General features: G+C 65.3%; 17 protein-coding genes and 1 tRNA gene. 11 read left to right on the forward strand and 7 right to left on the reverse strand.

Annotated elements, in window-relative coordinates; all coding sequences use genetic code 11:
• Positions 1–24 precede the first annotated feature (24 nt).
• The 4 genes from G0A00_RS13140 (at position 25) to G0A00_RS13155 (ending at position 2,437) form a co-directional block, all read left to right on the forward strand.
• A complete protein-coding gene (locus G0A00_RS13140) occupies positions 25–732 on the forward strand; it encodes a gamma-glutamylcyclotransferase (protein WP_164184045.1) in 708 nt (235 codons plus the stop codon).
• Positions 733–973: 241 nt separating this feature from the next.
• Positions 974–1,255, forward strand: a complete 282-nt coding sequence (ihfB, locus tag G0A00_RS13145; protein ID WP_066107709.1) for an integration host factor subunit beta — start codon at positions 974–976, stop codon at positions 1,253–1,255.
• Positions 1,256–1,260: 5 nt separating this feature from the next.
• Positions 1,261–1,611 (forward strand): lipopolysaccharide assembly protein LapA domain-containing protein, encoded by a 351-nt coding sequence (locus tag G0A00_RS13150; RefSeq protein ID WP_066110351.1) that lies wholly within the window; start codon positions 1,261–1,263, stop codon positions 1,609–1,611.
• A 130-nt stretch (positions 1,612–1,741) separates the two neighbouring features.
• Complete coding sequence (locus G0A00_RS13155) at positions 1,742–2,437, forward strand: phosphoribosylanthranilate isomerase (RefSeq protein WP_235953216.1); 696 nt, start codon at positions 1,742–1,744, stop codon at positions 2,435–2,437.
• A 180-nt stretch (positions 2,438–2,617) separates the two neighbouring features.
• On the opposite strand, the gene ykgO is transcribed toward G0A00_RS13155, so the two are convergent.
• Positions 2,618–2,743, reverse strand: a complete 126-nt coding sequence (ykgO, locus tag G0A00_RS13160; protein ID WP_008884645.1) for a type B 50S ribosomal protein L36 — start codon at positions 2,741–2,743, stop codon at positions 2,618–2,620.
• Between the two features lie 82 nt (positions 2,744–2,825).
• Positions 2,826–2,900: transfer RNA gene (locus G0A00_RS13165), tRNA-Val, on the reverse strand.
• 159 nt (positions 2,901–3,059) lie between these two features.
• On the opposite strand from G0A00_RS13165, the gene G0A00_RS13170 reads away from it, so the two are divergent.
• Entirely contained in the window at positions 3,060–3,920 is an 861-nt protein-coding gene (locus tag G0A00_RS13170) for an N-formylglutamate amidohydrolase (protein ID WP_164184043.1), read from the forward strand.
• A 70-nt stretch (positions 3,921–3,990) separates the two neighbouring features.
• On the opposite strand, the gene G0A00_RS13175 is transcribed toward G0A00_RS13170, so the two are convergent.
• The gene (locus G0A00_RS13175; RefSeq protein WP_164184041.1) at positions 3,991–4,638 is read right to left on the reverse strand and encodes a pseudouridine synthase; all 648 of its coding nucleotides are present in this window, start codon (positions 4,636–4,638) and stop codon (positions 3,991–3,993) included.
• 81 nt (positions 4,639–4,719) lie between these two features.
• Positions 4,720–5,892, reverse strand: a complete 1,173-nt coding sequence (locus G0A00_RS13180) for an acetyl-CoA C-acyltransferase (RefSeq protein ID WP_164184039.1) — start codon at positions 5,890–5,892, stop codon at positions 4,720–4,722.
• A 193-nt stretch (positions 5,893–6,085) separates the two neighbouring features.
• On the opposite strand from G0A00_RS13180, the gene G0A00_RS13185 reads away from it, so the two are divergent.
• Together G0A00_RS13185 and G0A00_RS13190 are read left to right on the forward strand one after the other, a co-directional pair.
• A complete protein-coding gene (locus G0A00_RS13185) occupies positions 6,086–6,439 on the forward strand; it encodes an STAS domain-containing protein (RefSeq protein WP_164184037.1) in 354 nt (117 codons plus the stop codon).
• A gap of 21 nt (positions 6,440–6,460) precedes the next feature.
• A complete protein-coding gene (locus tag G0A00_RS13190) occupies positions 6,461–6,907 on the forward strand; it encodes an ATP-binding protein (protein WP_164184035.1) in 447 nt (148 codons plus the stop codon).
• Between the two features lie 761 nt (positions 6,908–7,668).
• On the opposite strand, the gene G0A00_RS13195 is transcribed toward G0A00_RS13190, so the two are convergent.
• The 3 genes from G0A00_RS13195 to G0A00_RS13205 form a co-directional block, all read right to left on the reverse strand.
• The gene (locus G0A00_RS13195) at positions 7,669–9,039 is read right to left on the reverse strand and encodes a glutamate--cysteine ligase (protein ID WP_164184033.1); all 1,371 of its coding nucleotides are present in this window, start codon (positions 9,037–9,039) and stop codon (positions 7,669–7,671) included.
• A gap of 67 nt (positions 9,040–9,106) precedes the next feature.
• A complete protein-coding gene (locus G0A00_RS13200) occupies positions 9,107–9,634 on the reverse strand; it encodes a hypothetical protein (RefSeq protein WP_164184031.1) in 528 nt (175 codons plus the stop codon).
• Positions 9,635–9,668: 34 nt separating this feature from the next.
• A complete protein-coding gene (locus G0A00_RS13205; protein WP_164184029.1) occupies positions 9,669–10,397 on the reverse strand; it encodes a 16S rRNA (uracil(1498)-N(3))-methyltransferase in 729 nt (242 codons plus the stop codon).
• Positions 10,398–10,409: 12 nt separating this feature from the next.
• Here G0A00_RS13205 and ubiA point away from each other — a divergent pair, with 12 nt between their 5' ends.
• The 4 genes from ubiA (at position 10,410) to G0A00_RS13225 (ending at position 17,303) form a co-directional block, all read left to right on the forward strand.
• A complete protein-coding gene (gene ubiA / locus G0A00_RS13210) occupies positions 10,410–11,378 on the forward strand; it encodes a 4-hydroxybenzoate octaprenyltransferase (protein WP_164184027.1) in 969 nt (322 codons plus the stop codon).
• 63 nt (positions 11,379–11,441) lie between these two features.
• Entirely contained in the window at positions 11,442–13,448 is a 2,007-nt protein-coding gene (locus tag G0A00_RS13215) for an OmpA family protein (RefSeq protein ID WP_164184025.1), read from the forward strand.
• Positions 13,445–13,774: a hypothetical protein gene (locus G0A00_RS13220; RefSeq protein WP_066107686.1), complete on the forward strand. Its 330-nt coding sequence runs from the start codon at positions 13,445–13,447 to the stop codon at positions 13,772–13,774. The genes G0A00_RS13215 and G0A00_RS13220 overlap by 4 nt, the downstream gene beginning before the upstream one ends.
• Positions 13,775–14,024: 250 nt before the next feature.
• Positions 14,025–17,303: a calcium-binding protein gene (locus G0A00_RS13225; protein WP_164184023.1), complete on the forward strand. Its 3,279-nt coding sequence runs from the start codon at positions 14,025–14,027 to the stop codon at positions 17,301–17,303.
• The last annotated feature ends 77 nt before the right edge of the window (positions 17,304–17,380 follow it).

A 17,380-nucleotide genomic window follows, 5' to 3' on the forward strand; every position in this document is an offset into this window, starting at 1 on the left:
CCGCAGGCGTGCCGATAACCGCATATGCCAAACGATATGCCCTCCACCGCTGCCCTTTTCCTGACCGAAGACCATGTGAACCGGGTCTTTCGCGAAGTGCCCGAAACCGACGACGCCGAGCTTTGGGGCTGGAGCCGTCTTGATGACGCGGGCATCGCTGCGAAAGCGCGGGAGATTCTCGCGCAGCGCCCGGAGGGGCCGCTGCAGGTCTTTGCGTATGGCTCGCTTCTGTGGAAGCCGGAGTTCACCCCGGTCGCCGAACGGCAGGGACGGGCACTGGGCTGGCATCGTGCCTTCTGTATGGAACTCACGTCATGGCGCGGCACGCCCGAGGCGCCGGGGCTGATGATGGCGCTGATGCCGGGCGGCGAATGCACCGCGCTGCTGCACGAGGTGGCCGAAACAGAGGTGCTGGCCGCCACCGAGGCGCTCGTGCGCCGCGAGATGCCTTATGTGGAGCTTTCGGACAATTACAGCTGGGTGCCGGTCGAAACAGCGGGCGGCATGGTGCGCGCGCTGACATTCTATGCGCCGCCGCGGGGAAATCCGCTGCGTACCGATCTTACGTTGGAAGAGACCGCGCGGATCATCGCCCGCGCCTGTGGTCACGCTGGCTCGAATGTCGAATATCTGCATCGGACCGTGTCTTCGCTGGCCGCGCGGGGGCTGCACGACGCAGAACTATGGCGGCTGGAACGGCTGGTCGCGGAAGAAATCGACGCGCTTTTTTGAGCCCCGATTGGTCGGACTTGGCCTGACGTAGGGGCCGAATCGCGGACTATTCTTTGGGATAGCCGCAGCGCAGCAATTGCGTCCGGCGCGGGCTGGAGCGGGGTCTGACCGGCATGAAGCCGCGCAATACGCTGCTTTTCATGGATTTTTCTCTGATTCTCGCGGTTTCCATTTGGCGAGCCCCCAGCAAAGGTCGTACAACAGTGGGAGCGCGGAAAATGCGATATAGGGATGGGCGAGGATGATCAGATCGGAATTGATCCAGAAGATCGCGGAGGAGAACCCGCATCTCTACCAACGAGACGTCGAGCGGATCGTGAACACGATCTTCGAGGAAATCACCGCTGCGATGGCGCATGGCAATCGCGTGGAGCTGCGCGGCTTTGGCGCCTTTTCGGTCAAGCAGCGGGACGCTAGACAGGGCCGGAACCCCCGCACGGGCGAAGCCGTTGACGTCGAGGAGAAATGCGTGCCGTTTTTCAAGACCGGCAAGCTCTTGCGGGACCGACTGAACGGGAAGTGACCTCGATGAAATACATTCGCTACGCCTTCTGGGCCATTCTGGCCATTGTGCTGATCTGCGTGGCTCTGGCCAACCGTGGACCGGCCACGCTGAACCTTCTGCCGACCGAAATGGCCGAACTGCTGAACTTCCAGTACACGGTCACTGTGCCGGTGTTCATCGTGATCTTTGGCGGGATTGTCGCGGGTCTGTTGATCGGCTTCGTCTGGGAGTGGCTGCGAGAGCACAAGCATCGTGCGGTGGCGGCGCAGCGCAAGACCGAGGTGAAGCGGCTTGAGCGGCAGCTGAAAAAGACTCAGGACGAGCGCGACAAGGATAAGGACGAGGTTCTGGCGATCCTCGACCAGAGCGCCTGAGGCACCCTCAGCGGGCGGGCCAGCGTGAGTTGGACGCCGCGATTTGAAAGCACTGCCGGAGGGCGGGGAGAGGGGGGCTTTGGCTCCCCTCATTGCTTGGCGGCGGGCGTCTGCGGGAGTATCTACGGAGATGAACGCTGAAGAAGGCAAGGAGCGGATGGATATTCAGGTGAAAATCTGCGGGCTGCGCACGCCCGCCGACGTGGCCGCCGTCGCCGAGGCCGGGGCGCGCTACGCAGGCTTTGTGTTCTTCCCCAAGAGCCCGCGTGCGGTGACCGTGGCGCAGGCGCGCGAGCTGGCGCTGGCGGCCCCTGTGGGGCTGGCCAAAGTGGCTCTGGTGGTCGATGCGGACGATGCTCTGCTGCAAGAGATCACCGACAATGTGCCGCTCGATATTCTTCAGTTGCACGGTAAGGAGAGCGTCGAGCGCGTGGTGGAGATTCGCAAACGCTTCGGCCTGCCGGTGATGAAGGCCGTGGGCGTGGCCTCAGAGGAAGACCTGCCCGCGCTCGAAGCCTATGGGCGGGTTGCCGACATGCTGCTCGTCGATGCCAAGGCGCCGAAAGGCGGGGCGCTGCCCGGCGGCAACGGGCTGGCCTTCGATTGGCGGCTTATCGCCGGTCGGCGCTGGCCGGTGCCTTGGATTCTGGCAGGTGGGCTGACCGCGCAGAATGTGGCGCAGGCGGTGCGGATGACCGGAGCGCGGCAGATCGACCTCTCGAGCGGTGTGGAAAGCGCGCCGGGCGAAAAATCGCCGGAGTTGATTCGGGACTTCATGCAGGCCGTGCGAAAAGCAGAGGCCGAGCTCGAGGTGCCGCAGCTCTGACGCATCGCGGCGCAGCGCGGCAGACAGCAAAAGGCCCCACGCGTTTGCGCGAGGCCTTTTTTCTATGGCGTGGCTGCGGCCTGCGGTAAAAGCGGTGCTGCACCAAACCCTTGCGCTGGACAGCAAAAAGGCCACCCGAGATGGGCGGCCCTCAGCCGGATCAAGATCCTGCGGTTTCGATCAGCCCTGACGAGCTTTGAAACGACGCTGGGTCTTGTTGATCACGTAAACACGGCCCTTGCGACGCACAACGCGGCAGTCGCGATGGCGCTGTTTGAGCGAGCGGAGCGAGTTAGCGACTTTCATATTAAGTCTCTCCTCTTTCGCGGCGCGCGAGCGCCTGGCGTTGCGTTTTGCCCCGAACCGTGGTTCGAGACGATGAATTCCATGGTGGGCGGTACTGGGATCGAACCAGTGGCCCCTACGATGTCAACGTAGTGCTCTACCGCTGAGCTAACCGCCCGTATGGCCTGCGCTTTTCTTGTTGTTCTGGCCGCGTCCCTCTTTCGAGTGCCGCAGTGAACTGCGCCGGTGGAGCGCTCTATAAAAGGAGTCGGAGGGGGGATCAAGGGCTTTTGGGAGAAATAAGATTCAGGCTATCTTATTCCTGCAAGGAGCCCCGATGCCCAAAGTCGCTTATCATCTCGATCTGCCTGAAACCCATAGTTCTGCGGTGGTTTTCGCCTCGCCGCACTCTGGGCGTGACTACCCGTGGAGCTTTCTGCGGGGCACGGTTCTGGACGAGAAGCAGATTCGCTCGTCCGAAGATGCCTTCGTCGACCGGCTGTTCGATTGTGCGCCGCAGTTTGGGGCGCCTTTGCTGCGCGCCGGGGCGCCGCGGGCGTTCATCGATCTCAACCGCGCCTCTGACGAGCTTGATCCCGCGCTGATCGAGGGGGTGCGCCGCGCCGGGCATAACCCGCGAGTCGCCTCTGGCCTTGGCGTCGTGCCACGTGTGGTGGCAAACGGGCGGGCGATCTACTGCGGCAAGCTGCCGCTGGCCGAAGCAGAGCGGCGTATCGGGCTCTACTGGAAGCCCTACCACACGCGCCTGCAGGCGTTGCTCGATTCGGCCAAGAGCGCGTTTGGCGAGTCGATCCTGATCGATTGCCATTCGATGCCGCATGAGGCGGTGGAAAGCGTGCTGCGCCGGGGGACACGCAGGCCGGAAATCGTACTGGGGGATCGATTCGGCGCATCCGCTGCGCCCGAGGTGGTCGATCTGGTGGAACAGGCGTTCCGCCGCGCCGGGCTTGAAGTGGCGCGCAATGCGCCCTTCGCTGGGGCGTTCACCACGATGAATTACGGTCGGCCCTCACGCCGCCAGCACGCGATCCAGATCGAGATCGACCGCGCGCTCTATATGGACGAGGCGCAGGTGCGCCCAAGCGGCGATTTCCACGCCTTCCGGCGGTTGTTGCGCGGTGTGATTGCCGAAGTGGCCGCCATCGGTCATCGCGAGCAACGTCTGGCGGCGGAGTAACCCGGCTGCGACGTCTGGCCCTCTGCGCCTCCGGCGGGGATATTTCCGCCAAGAGGAAGGGCAGGACGGCTCAGAACGGCGCGGGTGCGCGGAACGTGTGGCCCATGCCGCCGTCGGGATGACGCAGGCGCAGCTCTTCGGCGTGCAGCATCATGCGCGGATACTGATCGGCGGTGTCCGGCGCATAGAACGGATCGCCCAGAATCGGATGCCCCTGAGACAGCATGTGCACCCGCAACTGGTGGCTGCGCCCGGTGCGGGGCAGCAGATGCACGCGTGTTTCCTCATCGGTGGCCTTGATCACCCGCCAGTCGGTCTGCGCCGGTTTGCCGGTCTCGTGGCAGACCATCTGCTTGGGCCGGTTCGGCCAATCGACGATCAGCGGCAGGTCGATATGCCCGTGCTTGGGCTCGAGCCGCCCGGCGACCCGCGCCAGATAGGTCTTTTTGGTGCGGCGGTGTTCGAACTGCAGGCCGATGTGGCGCTGCGCGTGCGGGGTGAGGGCAAAGACCATCACCCCCGAGGTGTCGCGATCGAGCCGGTGCACCAGCAGCACCTGCGGGAAGGCGACCTTCAGCCGCTCGATCAGGCAGTCGGCAAGCTCGGGGCCCTTGCCGGGCACGGAGAGCAGCCCTGCGGGCTTGTCGACGACGAGGATCTCGTGATCGACGTGAAGGACCGGGATCTCTCCCTGCGGCGGATTGTAATCGGAGCTCATGCGGCGCTCATGGCAAAAGCCGGGCGCCGCTGCAAGGCTCCTGCGGGGCGCCATGCCGCCGCAGAGCCTCTATAGGGCGCCTCAGAGCCGCTCTATGGCAATCGCCGTGCCCTCGCCGCCGCCGATGCAGATCGCCGCCACACCGCGCTTCAGGCCGCGGGTTTCCAGCGCGTTGAGCAGCGTCACCATGATCCGCGCGCCAGAGGCACCGATCGGATGTCCGAGCGCGCAGGCGCCGCCGTTGACGTTCACCACGTCGCGCGGCAGACCCATCTCGTGCATGAAGGCCATCGGCACGACCGCAAAGGCCTCGTTGACCTCCCAAAGATCGACGTCCGACAGCTTCCAACCGACGCGCTCCAGCAGTTTGCGGGCGGCGGGAATCGGCGCGGTGGGAAAGAGGTTCGGGGCCTGCGCGTGGCTGGCATGGCCGAGGATGCGCGCCCGCGGCGTGACGCCGGTCTGCGCCGCCACATCGAGCGTGCTCAGCACAAGGGCGGCGGCCCCATCCGAGATCGAGCTGGAGTTGGCCGCGGTCACCGTGCCGCCGGGCCGGAACGCGGGTTTCAGGTGCGGGATCTTCTCGGGGCGGGCACGGGCCGGCTGCTCGTCGCGGGTGATCACCTCCTCGCCGGTGCGGGCGTGGATCGTCACCGGGGTGATCTCATTGTCGAAGGCGCCGCTGCGCTCGGCATCCAGAGCGTTTGACAGCGAGGCCAGCGCGTATTGATCCTGCGCCTCGCGGGTGAACTGGAAAGCCTCGGCGCAATCCTCGGCGAAAGTGCCCATGAGGCGGCCCTTGTCATAGGCGTCTTCGAGCCCGTCGAGGAACATGTGATCCACCGAAGTGCCATGCCCGAGCCGCGCGCCGCCGCGCATCTGCGGCAGCAGATAGGGCGCGTTGCTCATGCTCTCCATGCCGCCCACGGCCATGACCTGCGCATGGCCGAGCGCCAGCCGGTCCCAGCCCATCATCGCCGCCTTCATGCCAGAGCCACACATCTTGTTGAGCGTGGTTGCGGGCACCTCTTCGCCGAGCCCGGCCTTGAAGCCCGCCTGCCGCGCCGGTGCCTGCCCCTGTCCCGCAGGTAGCACGCAGCCCATCAGCAGCTCGTCCACCGCGGGCCGGCCCGCTTCGGCCAGCGCCGCCCGCAGCGCAGCGCCGCCGAGTTCCGCAGCCGAGACATCCGACAGCGCCCCCTGAAACCCGCCCATGGCGGTCCGCGCCGCGCCGGTGATCACTACGTCCTTCATGCTCTCTCCTCCCAAAGACACGGATCCTGAATACCGAATGGTAAGGAATGCCGTCTAGCTTGCTGAAGATATGGGCACTTGTGGTCGCAACGGCAATCACCCTCGGGCGGCGCTTGGTTAAGTGCTGGGGCAGGGCTTGGATGAGCCCTCGGGACGCGCCCGGATGATCGGAGCCGGATAATCGGAGGATGCCATGAAGCTCAGCAGCCATGGAACGGATCCGCAGGTGGTTCGGGTCGAGGACACGCGGATCGACGCTGCGGTGGCGATCCAGTTCAAGGATGCGATGCGCCTCGGCGTGACCCCCGCCGCCAAGCGCGTGATCCTTGATCTCGGCGGGGTCGAGTTCATCGACTCAAGCGGATTGGGCGCCATCGTCGCGGCAATGAAGGAGCTTGCCCCCGGGCAAAGGCTTGATCTGGCCGGGCTATCGCCGATGGTCGACAAGGTCTTCCGCCTGACTCGGATGGACACCATCTTCGTGCTCTACCCCACGCTGGCAGAGGCGGAGGCCGCGTCTTCGCAGGTGGTGGGACCAGAGAGCTAGAGGCTGATTTGGCGGCGCGACATGACCAGCCTGCCCGAAAGCACAAGGAAACTGTCGCAGAGCCTCACCTTGGGTGCCTGCGCCGCAGAGGTGCGCGCGGCGCTGGCGGAGGTGGCCGCGATGCTGTCCGCACATCAGGTGTCGCCAGAGGCACGTGGGGCGATCGAACTGGTGCTGGCCGAAGCGCTGAACAACATCGTCGAGCATGCCTATGCGCCCGCGACGGCGGGGGATATCGGGCTGCGTGTGAGTTTAGAGGGGGAGCAGGCCCTGCTGCAGGTGTGCGACAGGGGCAGCGCAATGCCCGGGCTGGTCTTGCCCGAGGGCAGGCTCAAGCCGCTTGGGCATGACCGGGATTTGCCGGAAGGGGGATTTGGCTGGTACCTGATCCGCAAGCTTGCCTCAGAGGTCCGGTACAGGCGCTTTGGGGGCGAGAATGTCCTCGATATCGTCATGCCCCTGCGATGAGGGGTGAAGGTAGCGTCACCGAAGGGAATCACCTTTAGTTGTGCTGTCGTTCTTGAAATCGCCTTAGTTGCGCCCGGTTTGCGACAAACTCCCGGACTATGGTCATCCTCAAGCCGATATCGGCATAGCTCGGCGTCGCACCGTTTTCAGCCCCCACCCAGTGTGCGACGCCGAGGTCTTCCCTCAGACCAGACAGAGCATTCCTCGCACGCCCCTCGCGTGGGGTCAGCAACGCCGCATGGCGCATCGCCACCTCAGCGCAGATCGGCGGATTGGTCTCCGTATGGCCTTTTATCGCGCGCATTTGCGACAAATTGCCGGGGCAGAGTGATCTGGTAGCTGCATATGGCTTCCCCCGGACCTGCGCTCATCAGCCCCCGCTCAGTGCGTGGGGCCGGGGACCTTCTCCAGAAAAATTGTTTTGATCCGCCAAACGCTTCGCGCAGTCCGTTTTGCGGCGGTGGCGGGTTCGTGCCGTTGCGTCAGCTTCTCGGGCGAACTTCCGCCGAAAGCTGCGGATTGCGCCGGTCTGCTGCAGGATGGCCGCAAGCTCACCTTAGTCTCGCCCGATTTCAAGCCGATACCGAAGATGTAGCTGCATATGGCTTCCCTCGGCGTCACGCCGTTTCAGCCCCCACCCAGTGCGTGGCGCCGAGGAACTACCAGCGGCACTTCCCCACATTTGTGAGAGCCTCTTGGCAGCAGGAACCGTCGGGTGCGGCGGTGATGGGCGGGCCGCTCAGCAGCCCGCCATGCCAGTCTCAGTAGCTGTAGGCGCCGTAGATCTTCGACAGATCACCGCCCCATTCGCCGTGGTAGAGATCAAGCATCTCATCCGCCTGAACCGTGCCGCTTTCGACGCTTTCCTTCAGCGCGTTGAGGAAATGCGTCTCGTCCGGCAGCAGGCCACCCGCGCCGGGACGCGCGCGTGCGACAAGGCCAGCTTCTGCGATCTTCAGCACCTCGCGGGCGAGATCATGCATGCGGATACCGTTCACTTCGGCCTGCAGGGCGTCCTCACCAGCCGCGACGCGCAGGGCTTGGCGTGTTTCGGCGTCCCAGCCCTTCACCAGATCCCAAGCGGCATCCAGCGCGCCCTGATCGTAGGTCAGCCCGACCCAGAAGGCGGGCAGGGCGCAGAGACGGCGCCACGGGCCGCCATCGGCGCCGCGCATCTCGATGAATTTCTTCATCCGCGCCTCGGGGAAGAGCGTCGTCAGATGGTCGGCCCAATCCGAGAGCGTCGGCTTTTCGCCCGGCAAGGCGGGCAGGCGGCCTGTCATGAAGTCGCGGAAGGACTGGCCAAGCGCGTCGATGTATTTGCCATCGCGGTAGACGAAATACATCGGCACATCGAGCGCGTATTCCACGTAGCTTTCAAAGCCGAAGCTCTCGTCGAAGACGAAGGGCAGCATGCCGGTGCGTGCGTCGTCGAGGTTTTGCCAGACATAAGAGCGATAGCTCTTCATGCCGTTGGGCTTGCCTTCGAGGAAGGGCGAGTTGGCAAAGAGCGCGGTGGCAACGGGCTGCAAAGCCAGCGCGACGCGCATCTTCTTGATCATGTCCAGTTCGGAGCCGAAGTCGAGGTTCACCTGCACCGTGCAGGTGCGCCGCATCATGGTCGTGCCGGTGGTGCCGACCTTGCCCATATAGGCATCCATCAGCTTGTAGCGGCCCTTGGGCATGAGGGGCATTTCCTCGTGCTTCCATTCGGGCGCGGCGCCAAGGCCGATGAAGCCCACGCCGATCTCGTCGGCGATGCCCTTCACCTCGCGCAGGTGCTCGTTCACCTCGTCGCAGGTCTGGTGGATGGTCTCGAGCGGGGCGCCCGACAGTTCCAGCGCGCCGCCCGGTTCGAGCGAGACGTTGGCGCCGTCCTTGGTCAGGCCGATGAGATTGCCGCCCTCGTTCACCTCGGCCCAGCCGTGCCGGTCGCGCAGCCCTTCCAGCACCGCACGGATCGAGCGCTCGCCCTCATAGGGCAGCGGGGCGTGGGTGTCGGTCAGATAGCCGAACTTCTCGTGCTCGGTGCCGATGCGCCAGTCCTCTTTGGGCTTGATGCCCGCCTCGAGGTACTCGCCAAGCTGCGCATGGTGTTCGATCGGCCCGCCGCCGGACTGGGGAATGGACATGTCTGGGCTCCGATCTTGCTTGGCCTTTGGTCTCGAGGGTCAGGGATGGGGGCAAGCGAAGCCCTTGTCAATGCAGACGGAGGGCGGGTTTTTGTGCGCTGGCGCGCTGCCAGATGGTCACCGGCGCAGACCCGCGCTCCTGCATTTTCTGAAGCATCCGCTCTGTCTGCAGGCCCGGCAGCCGCGCGAAGACATCAAAAAGTTGATCTGCCCCCTCGGCTGTCAGCGGAATCGCCAGCGTCGTGCCGTCTTCACTGCGCAGCAGCCAGTGCGGCGGGCGGGCACGGGGATCGAGGGTCAGCGCGGTCAGACTGTCGAGATCGGCAAAGCCGCCGGTCAGCGGGCCGAAATAGCTGATCCGCCCCTCGATCACCTGCACCATGCCCGGCCCGCCGGTGCCGGTGCGAAAGCGCGCGCGCTGCACCCCGGCAAAGATCAGGGCGATGGCGAGCAGGATGACCACCCAGCCGATCCACATCAGCAGCCCGCCCGGAAACAGCGCCCAATAAGCGCCGAGCGCCAGCACGCCGAGACCGGCCAGAACCTCGCGCCAGCGCATCAGTCCGGCCTTGGCTTCGGGACGCAGGAAGCTCATGCGGCGGGGCTCCTCGGCAGTCGGGCGGGACGGGTCATCGCCAGTCCCCGCAATGCGCCTGCCAGAGCGTCAGCGCCGCCACCGCCGCCGTGTCGGCGCGCAGGATGCGCGGGCCAAGCGCGATCGATGTCGCCTGTTCCATACCATGCAGCTTTTTGCGTTCAGGCTCGGAAAAGCCGCCCTCGGGGCCGATCAGCACCGCCCAAGGCCCAGAGGCGCCGGACAGCGCGGCGGCGTAATCGGTGCCCGCGCCCACCGCGGCCTCGTCGCAGAACAGCAGCCGCCGGTCGTCCCACTCGGCCAGCAGCGGCCCGAGCTTCTGCAACTCGGCGACCTCTGGCACGAAGGTGGCGCCGCATTGCTCGGCGGCCTCCACCGCATGGGCCTGCAGCCGGTCTTGGCGAATCCTTTCGGAGTTGGTGAAGGCGGTCTGCACCGGCACGATACGCCGCACGCCCAGTTCCACCGCCTTTTCGACGATGAAATCGGTGCGCGCTTTCTTGATCGGCGCGAACAGCAGCCAGAGGTCGGGCGGCGTGCCCTGCGGCTGGATCTGCTCGGCGCAAACCAGCGTGCCGCCGCGTTTTCCGGTCTCGGAAACCTCGGCGAGCCATGCGCCATCGCGCCCGTTGAACAGCGCCACGGAAGCGCCCTGCGGCAGCCGCATCACGGAAAAGAGATAATGGGCCTGCTCCCGCTCGAGAGCGACCGGTTGTCCCGCGCCCAGCGGGTGATCTACATACAGACGAACCTTTGCATTCATGAGGCGGACCATATGACCCATCCCGGCGCAGCGCCAGATCCCTCAGGACAAGTGTCCGACGCGGTACGCGGCAATTGGGTGGACCACCGCGCCCCGGCGTGGACCCGGCCCTATCTGCGCCTGTCGCGCGCTGACCGGCCCATCGGCACATGGTTGCTGCTGCTGCCCTGCTGGTGGGGGCTGCTGCTGTCGATGGTCGCCGATGGCAACGCCTCGTGGTTCGATCTGTGGATCTTTGCGGGCTGCGGCATCGGCGCGGTGCTGATGCGCGGCGCGGGCTGCACATGGAACGACATCACCGACCGACATATCGACGGCAGCGTCGCGCGCACCGCCTCGCGCCCCATCCCCTCGGGGCAGGTCACCGCCAAACAGGCGCTGGCATGGGCGGTGATCCAATGCCTGATCTCTTTTGCCATTCTGCTGACCTTCCCGCCGATGGCGATCCTGCTCGGGGTGCTCTCGCTCGGGCCGGTGGCGATCTATCCTTTTGCCAAGCGCTTTACGTGGTGGCCGCAGGTGTTTCTTGGCATCGCCTTCAACTGGGGCGCGCTGCTGGCATGGACCGCGCATAGCGGCAGCCTCGGCTGGCCCGCGGTGGCGCTCTATTTCGCGGGTATGGCGTGGACGCTGTTCTACGACACGATCTATGCCCATCAGGACAAGGAAGACGACGCGCTGATCGGGGTCAAATCCACCGCGCGCCTCTTTGGAGACGAGCGCACGCCGAAGATGCTGGCGTGGTTCATGGTGATCTCGGTCGCGCTGATGGGGGTTGCCGTGGTGCTGGCCGCGCCGCATGGCGAGATCGGGCAGCTGGTGCTGCTGATCGCCGGGCCCTGGACCTTTGGCTGGCACATGCTTTGGCAGATGCGCAAACTCGACGTGAACGACAACGACGTGCTGCTAAGGCTGTTCCGGGCCAATCGCGACGCCGGCCTGCTGCCCGTGCTGTTTTTCGCCGTCGCTCTCTTGGCGTGATTGCGCCGACCGGGAGCGGGGCGTATCAGAGTTGAAAAAAATGATCAAGAAAGGGACGCTTTGATGCGCCTTTCCGGCTATCTCATTCCGACGACCGCATTTGTTGCCGCTGCGGCGCTCTGCGTCGGAACCGCCTTCTTCTCGATGGAAATGATCGAGACTGCCTCGCGGCAGGATGTCGCCAATGCGCTCAGCCGGGATGGGCAGGACTGGGCCGAGGTGGATGTGAACGGCTTGCAGGTCTTTCTCATCGGCACCGCGCCCGACGAGGCGGCACGATTCCGCGCGATGACCGTGGCTGGCTCGGTTGTGGATTCGGCGCGGGTGATCGACCAGATGCTGGTGGCCGATGCCGAGGCGATCGAGGCGCCGCGCTTTTCGATGGAGATTCTGCGCAATGATGCCGGCATCTCGGTGATCGGGCTGGTCCCGGCAGAGACCGACCGCGAGCGTCTTCTGGAAGTGATGTCGGGCATGGTGAGCGGGCCGCAGCAGGTCTCGGACCTGCTCGAGGATGCCGATTTCCCGCCGCCCGAGGGCTGGCGCCGCGCCGTGGATTTCGCCGGCCGCGTGCTGGAGGAATTGCCGCGCTCGAAGATTTCCGTCTCGGCGGGCCGGGTCCACATCAAGGCGATGGCCGACAGCGAGGCCGCCAAGCGCGAGATCGAGCGCGACCTGCGCCGCCGTGTGCCCGATGGCGTCGATCTCAGCCTCGATCTCTCGGCGCCGCGCCCGGTGATCACCCCGTTCACGCTGCGCTTCGTGATGGACAGCGATGGCATCCGCTTCGACGCCTGCTCGGTCGACACCGAAGAGGCGCGCACGAAGATTCTCGAGGCGGCCAAGATCGCGGGCTTTGAGGGCGACGCGCATTGCCGCATGGGCCTTGGAGTACCGTCGCGCCGCTGGGGTGACGCCTCCGCCATGAGCATTCGCGCGCTGGCCGAACTGGGCGGCGGTTCCGTCACCTTCTCCAACGCCGATGTCGCGCTGGTCGCTCCCGAGGGCACCGAGCAGCAGCTTTTCGACAAGGTCGTTGGCGAGCTCGACAATGGCCTCCCGCAGGTCTTCGCGCTGCATGCGACGCTGCCCGAAACGCCCGAAGCGGGCGATCAGGGGCCGCCGGAGTTCACCGCCACGCTCTCTCCGCAGGGGGCCGTTCAGCTGCGTGGCCGGATCAATTCTGATCTCTCGCGCGAGACGGCGGACAGTCTGGCCAAGGCGCTCTTTGGCTCGGACAAGGTGTATACCGCCGCGCGTGTGGCAGAGGGGCTGCCGAACGGCTGGGCGACCCGCGTTCTGGCCGGGCTCGAGGCCATGGGCGAGCTGAGCAATGGTTCGCTGCGCATCACGCCCGACCTCGTGCGCATCTCCGGCAACACCGGCAACCCCGACGCCAACGCCGAGATCTCGGGCCTTTTGGCCGAAAAGCTGGGCGATGGCGGCGAGTTCGAGATTGACGTGACCTATCTCGAAAAGCTCGACCCGCAACTGGCGATCCCCGCGCCCGAAGAATGCGAGGCGCAGATCGTCGAGATCATCGGCGACCGCAAGATCAGCTTCGAGCCGGGCTCGGCGAACCTCGACTCGTCGGCCAAGGACATCATGGATGAACTGGCCGAACTGCTGAAGATCTGCGGCGACATCCCGCTCGAGATTCAGGGGCACACCGACAGTCAGGGCCGCGAGTCGATGAACGAGGCGCTGAGCCGCGACCGCGCGCAATCGGTGCTCGACGCGCTGCGCAACCGCCGCGTGCTTACCTCGAGCTATCGCGTCAAAGGCTATGGTGAAACCATGCCAATTGCGGATAACAGTACAGAAGAAGGCCGCGAGGCGAACCGCCGGATCGAATTCAAGCTGATCCCCCCCGAACCGACCGAAGAAGAGGCCACCGCGCTCGAGCAGATCGAGCAGGAGGGCACCGAGGCGGAGACGGAGGCAGCGGCCGAAGGCGCAGAGCAGGCGCAGGACGACGAAACGCAGGATCAGGACGCCGCTCAGCAAGAGGCGGCGCCGGACGAGGCAGGGCAAGACGGTCAGGAACCGCAGGAAGGGGCAGAGGAATGAACCGGACGGAATTCGTGATTGCCACGGCAATCATTCTCTTCGTGGCATTCTGCATGGGCTGGTTCGCCAACTGGCTGGTGCATCGCTTCAAGCGGGTGGCGCAGGCCGATGTGGATCAGCTCGAGAAGATGAGCAAGGAACTGCATGAGGCCGAAGAGACCCGCGATCAGGCCATCACCTATCTGCAGCAGCGCGAGGCGGAACTGACCAATCAGCTGGCCCAGACCGAAGCCGAGCTTTCGGCGGCGATGGAAGGTCTGCGCGAGGCGCGGCACGAGGCCGAGGATCTGCGCAACATGCTCGACCGCAGCAAGGGCACGGTCTGAGCCTTCGCCCAAGTTTGGCCGTTTCCCCTGCCTGAAAGCGGCGGATAACGAGAAATTGTGCCCGATTGTCTCTGTGAGGGCGCTTTTCGGCGGCCCCTGATTGGGCTGTTTCTCTGTGCGAAATGGTGGCTCTGGGTGATGCCCAAAAGTTGCCGCAAACTCTCCCTAACGAGACTCGATTCCCGGCGCAGAACCGGTCGGGTGGTTTTGGCCGTGCCGACGGGCGTGGTCCGGTGAAGGGTATGCGGTTATGACGACCTACGCGGTGACGCTCGACAACTGGAATGATCCCGCTTTCTGGGCGGCGGTCTCCGAAGAGTCTGGCGGGCACACGCTCGATCTCTCTGCATTGCCTGCGGACTTCGGGATCGAGTTCGATCAAGCCAACCTCGTTCTCTTCCTCAACTACGGCGGCGCCAGTTTCATGGTCGGCGATGCGACCGCGCCTGCCGCCTTCGATGCGCAACTGGGCGGAACCACGGAGTGGAGCTTTTTCTCGGTCGTGGATGGCAGCGGCGGCGACGACACGCTTGGTGGCGGCGCGGGTGATGACACGCTGGACGGTGGCGCGGGCAGCGACAGTATGCTCGGCTACGCGGGAGATGACGTGATCACCGGCGGCGATGGTGACGATACGGTCTATGCCGGAGAGGGCGCGGACACGGTCACCGGCGGTGACGGCGACGATTCCATCACCGGCAACGAAGGCGACGATTCGTTGGAGGGCGGCGCGGGCAGCGACTCGCTCTACGGGCAATATGGCGATGACTACGTCAGCGGCGGCGATGGCGATGACACGCTTGAGGGCAACGAGGGCGACGACACGCTGATCGGCGGGGCGGGCAACGACTGGATGCGCGGCTCCTACGCCAATGACGAATTTTGGGGTGGCACCGGCGACGATTCCTATTGGGGTGGCTGGGGCGACGACACGTTCCATATCGAAAATGACTTCGGCAATGACACCGTGGATGCCGAAGGCGTCGACGAGGTTGTCGGCGACACGCTCGATCTGTCGGCTGTCACCGACGCGCTGCGCATCGACCTGACCAATGTGACGCCGGAGATCGGCAGCCTCACCGATGGCACCTCGACGCTGGTCTACGACGAGGTCGCGACGATTGTGCTGGGCTCCGGCGTCGACACGCTGGTGCTGGCCGATGGCGGCGGTCTCGATGCGGTGACGGGCTTCTTGGCACCGACCGATCTGGGCGACGGCAGCTACGCCGGGAACGATCTTCTCGATGTCTCGGGGCTGACGGATGACGATGGCGCGCCGGTCGACACGGCCGACGTCACGGTCAGCGACACCGTCGGCGATGGCACGGGTGATGCGGTTCTGGGCTTTCCGGGCGGGGTGTCGCTGACGCTTGTCGGGGTACTGGCGTCGCAGGTCGCATCGGCCGCGCAGCTTGAGGCGCTGGGGATCCCTGCGGCGGAGGCTTCTGAGGAGACGGGGGATACCGGTTCCGACACCGGGGAAACGGACACCGGAGGCACGGACACAGGTACGGATACAGGCGGCACCGATACCGGGGGTACGGATACGGGGGGCACGGATTCCGGCAGCAGTGACACCGGCGGTGACACCAGCTCTGCCGACCTGCCGCAGATCGACGGTGCCTTCGAATTCGAGGCGACCATCCGTTTTGACGACCTGTCGGGCGCGTCGGGGCAGAAGGTCTTTGAATTCGGCAGCAGCGGCGAGGACCGGATCACCTTTGGCCAGCTTGGTCCCAGCAGTGCGGTGATCTTTGAACTCGTGCAGGATGGTGCCACATGGATGGTGGTGGCCGAAGACGCGATCACCGAGGGCGAGACCGCGACCTGGACCGTTGGCGTCGACGAGACCGGGTTCATGTATGTCGATAAGGATGGCGTGCAGGTTGCCGAGGGCGATGGCGTGGTGCCCTCCGATACCGAGCGGTCGGTGAACCAGCTTGGTGGCACGGGCGACAGCGCGTTAATCGGCGAGATTGCGGATGTCTCTATCGCTCAGGGCAGCGACGTCTGGACCTTGGACGACGATGCCTCGGAGACGGACACCGGAGGAGACACAGGTACGGAGACCGGGACGGGCGCGGATACAGGCACTGATACGGGCACTGATACGGGCACCGATACCGGAACGGGCGGCGACACCGAGACCGGGACCGAAACCGGCACCGATACCGGCGCCAGCGATACATCGGGCGGCACGGACGACGGCTCTTCGGAAAGTGACGCAGGCACCATTCCCCAGATCGACGGCGCTTTCGAGTTCGAGGCGACGATCCGCTTTGATGATATCACCGATGCCCGCGACCAGCGCGTGTTCGAATTCGGCGGCGAGGGCGAGGACCGGATCACCTTTGGCCAGCTTGGTCCGAGCAGCGCGGTGCTCTTCGAGATCGTGCAGGATGGCGTAACGGCGCTTATCGTGGCCGAAGATGCGATCACCGAAGGCGAGACTGCCGAGTGGACCGTCGGCGTCGACGACAGCGGCTTCATGTATATCGAGAAGGACGGCGTGCAGATCGCCGAAGGCGACGGCGTGGTGCCGGTGGATAGTGACCGGCTCAGCAACTTGCTCGGCGGGACGGGCGACAGCACGCTGCAGGGCGAGATGAGCGGCGTTTCGATCACGCAGGGCAGCGCCGTGTGGAACCCCGAGGCTGGGACCACCGAGACCACGCCCGACGAGAGCGAGGACGGTGCCGCCACCGAGACCGGCGACGAGACGGATGCGGAGCCTGCTGAGTCCGATGGCAACCTGCCGCAGATCGACGGCGCTTTCGAATTTTCGGCCACGCTGCGCTTTGACGACATCACCGATGCCAGCGGCCAGCAGGTCTTTGAGTTTGGCGATGCGGGCGAAGATCGCATCGCCTTCGGCCAGCTTGGCCCGAGCAATGCGGTGGTCTTTTCGGTCACGCAGGGCGGCAGCACGCATTACGTCGTCGCCGAGGACGCGATCACCGAGGGTGAGACCGCCAGTTGGAGCGTCGGGGTCGACGAGAGCGGCTTCATGTATGTCGAAAAGGACGGCGAACAGATCGCCGAGGGTGACGGCGTCGTGCCGCTCGATAGCGACCGGCTGAGCAACCTGCTCGGCGGGACCGGCGACAGCGCGCTGCAGGGCGAGATCGCCGATGTCAGCGTGACCCAGCCGGGCAGCGTCTGGACGCTCGACGCGGAGGGTGAGGCACATCTGCAGCTCACCGGCACCGAGGAGGATGAGCTTCTCGAAGGCGGTGACGGTGCCGACACGCTGATCGGTGGGGGCGGAGACGACACGCTGACCGGCGGCGACGGGGCGGATGTGTTCGGGCTTGGGGCCGTGGCGGGCAATGTCACCATCACCGATTTTACGCAGGGCGATCAGATCGATCTGTCGGAGATCGGCGCTTGGGAAGACGGAGAGGCGCTGATGGCCGCGCTCACGCAGGTAGATGGCAACGCCAGCCTCAGCTTTGACATCGACGGCGAGACGCAGACGCTGGCCATCGCCTCGGACGAAGACCTCGAAGAGGACGACTTCCTGCTCTGATCCGGGCCGGGCGCGCGCGGGCGCTGCTTGGCAATGCCGGGGGCGCGTGGTTCACTCGCGGCGCCACTCGAAAGGAC

This window comes from Salipiger sp. PrR002 (genome assembly GCF_010500775.1).
Lineage (GTDB): Bacteria > Pseudomonadota > Alphaproteobacteria > Rhodobacterales > Rhodobacteraceae > Salipiger.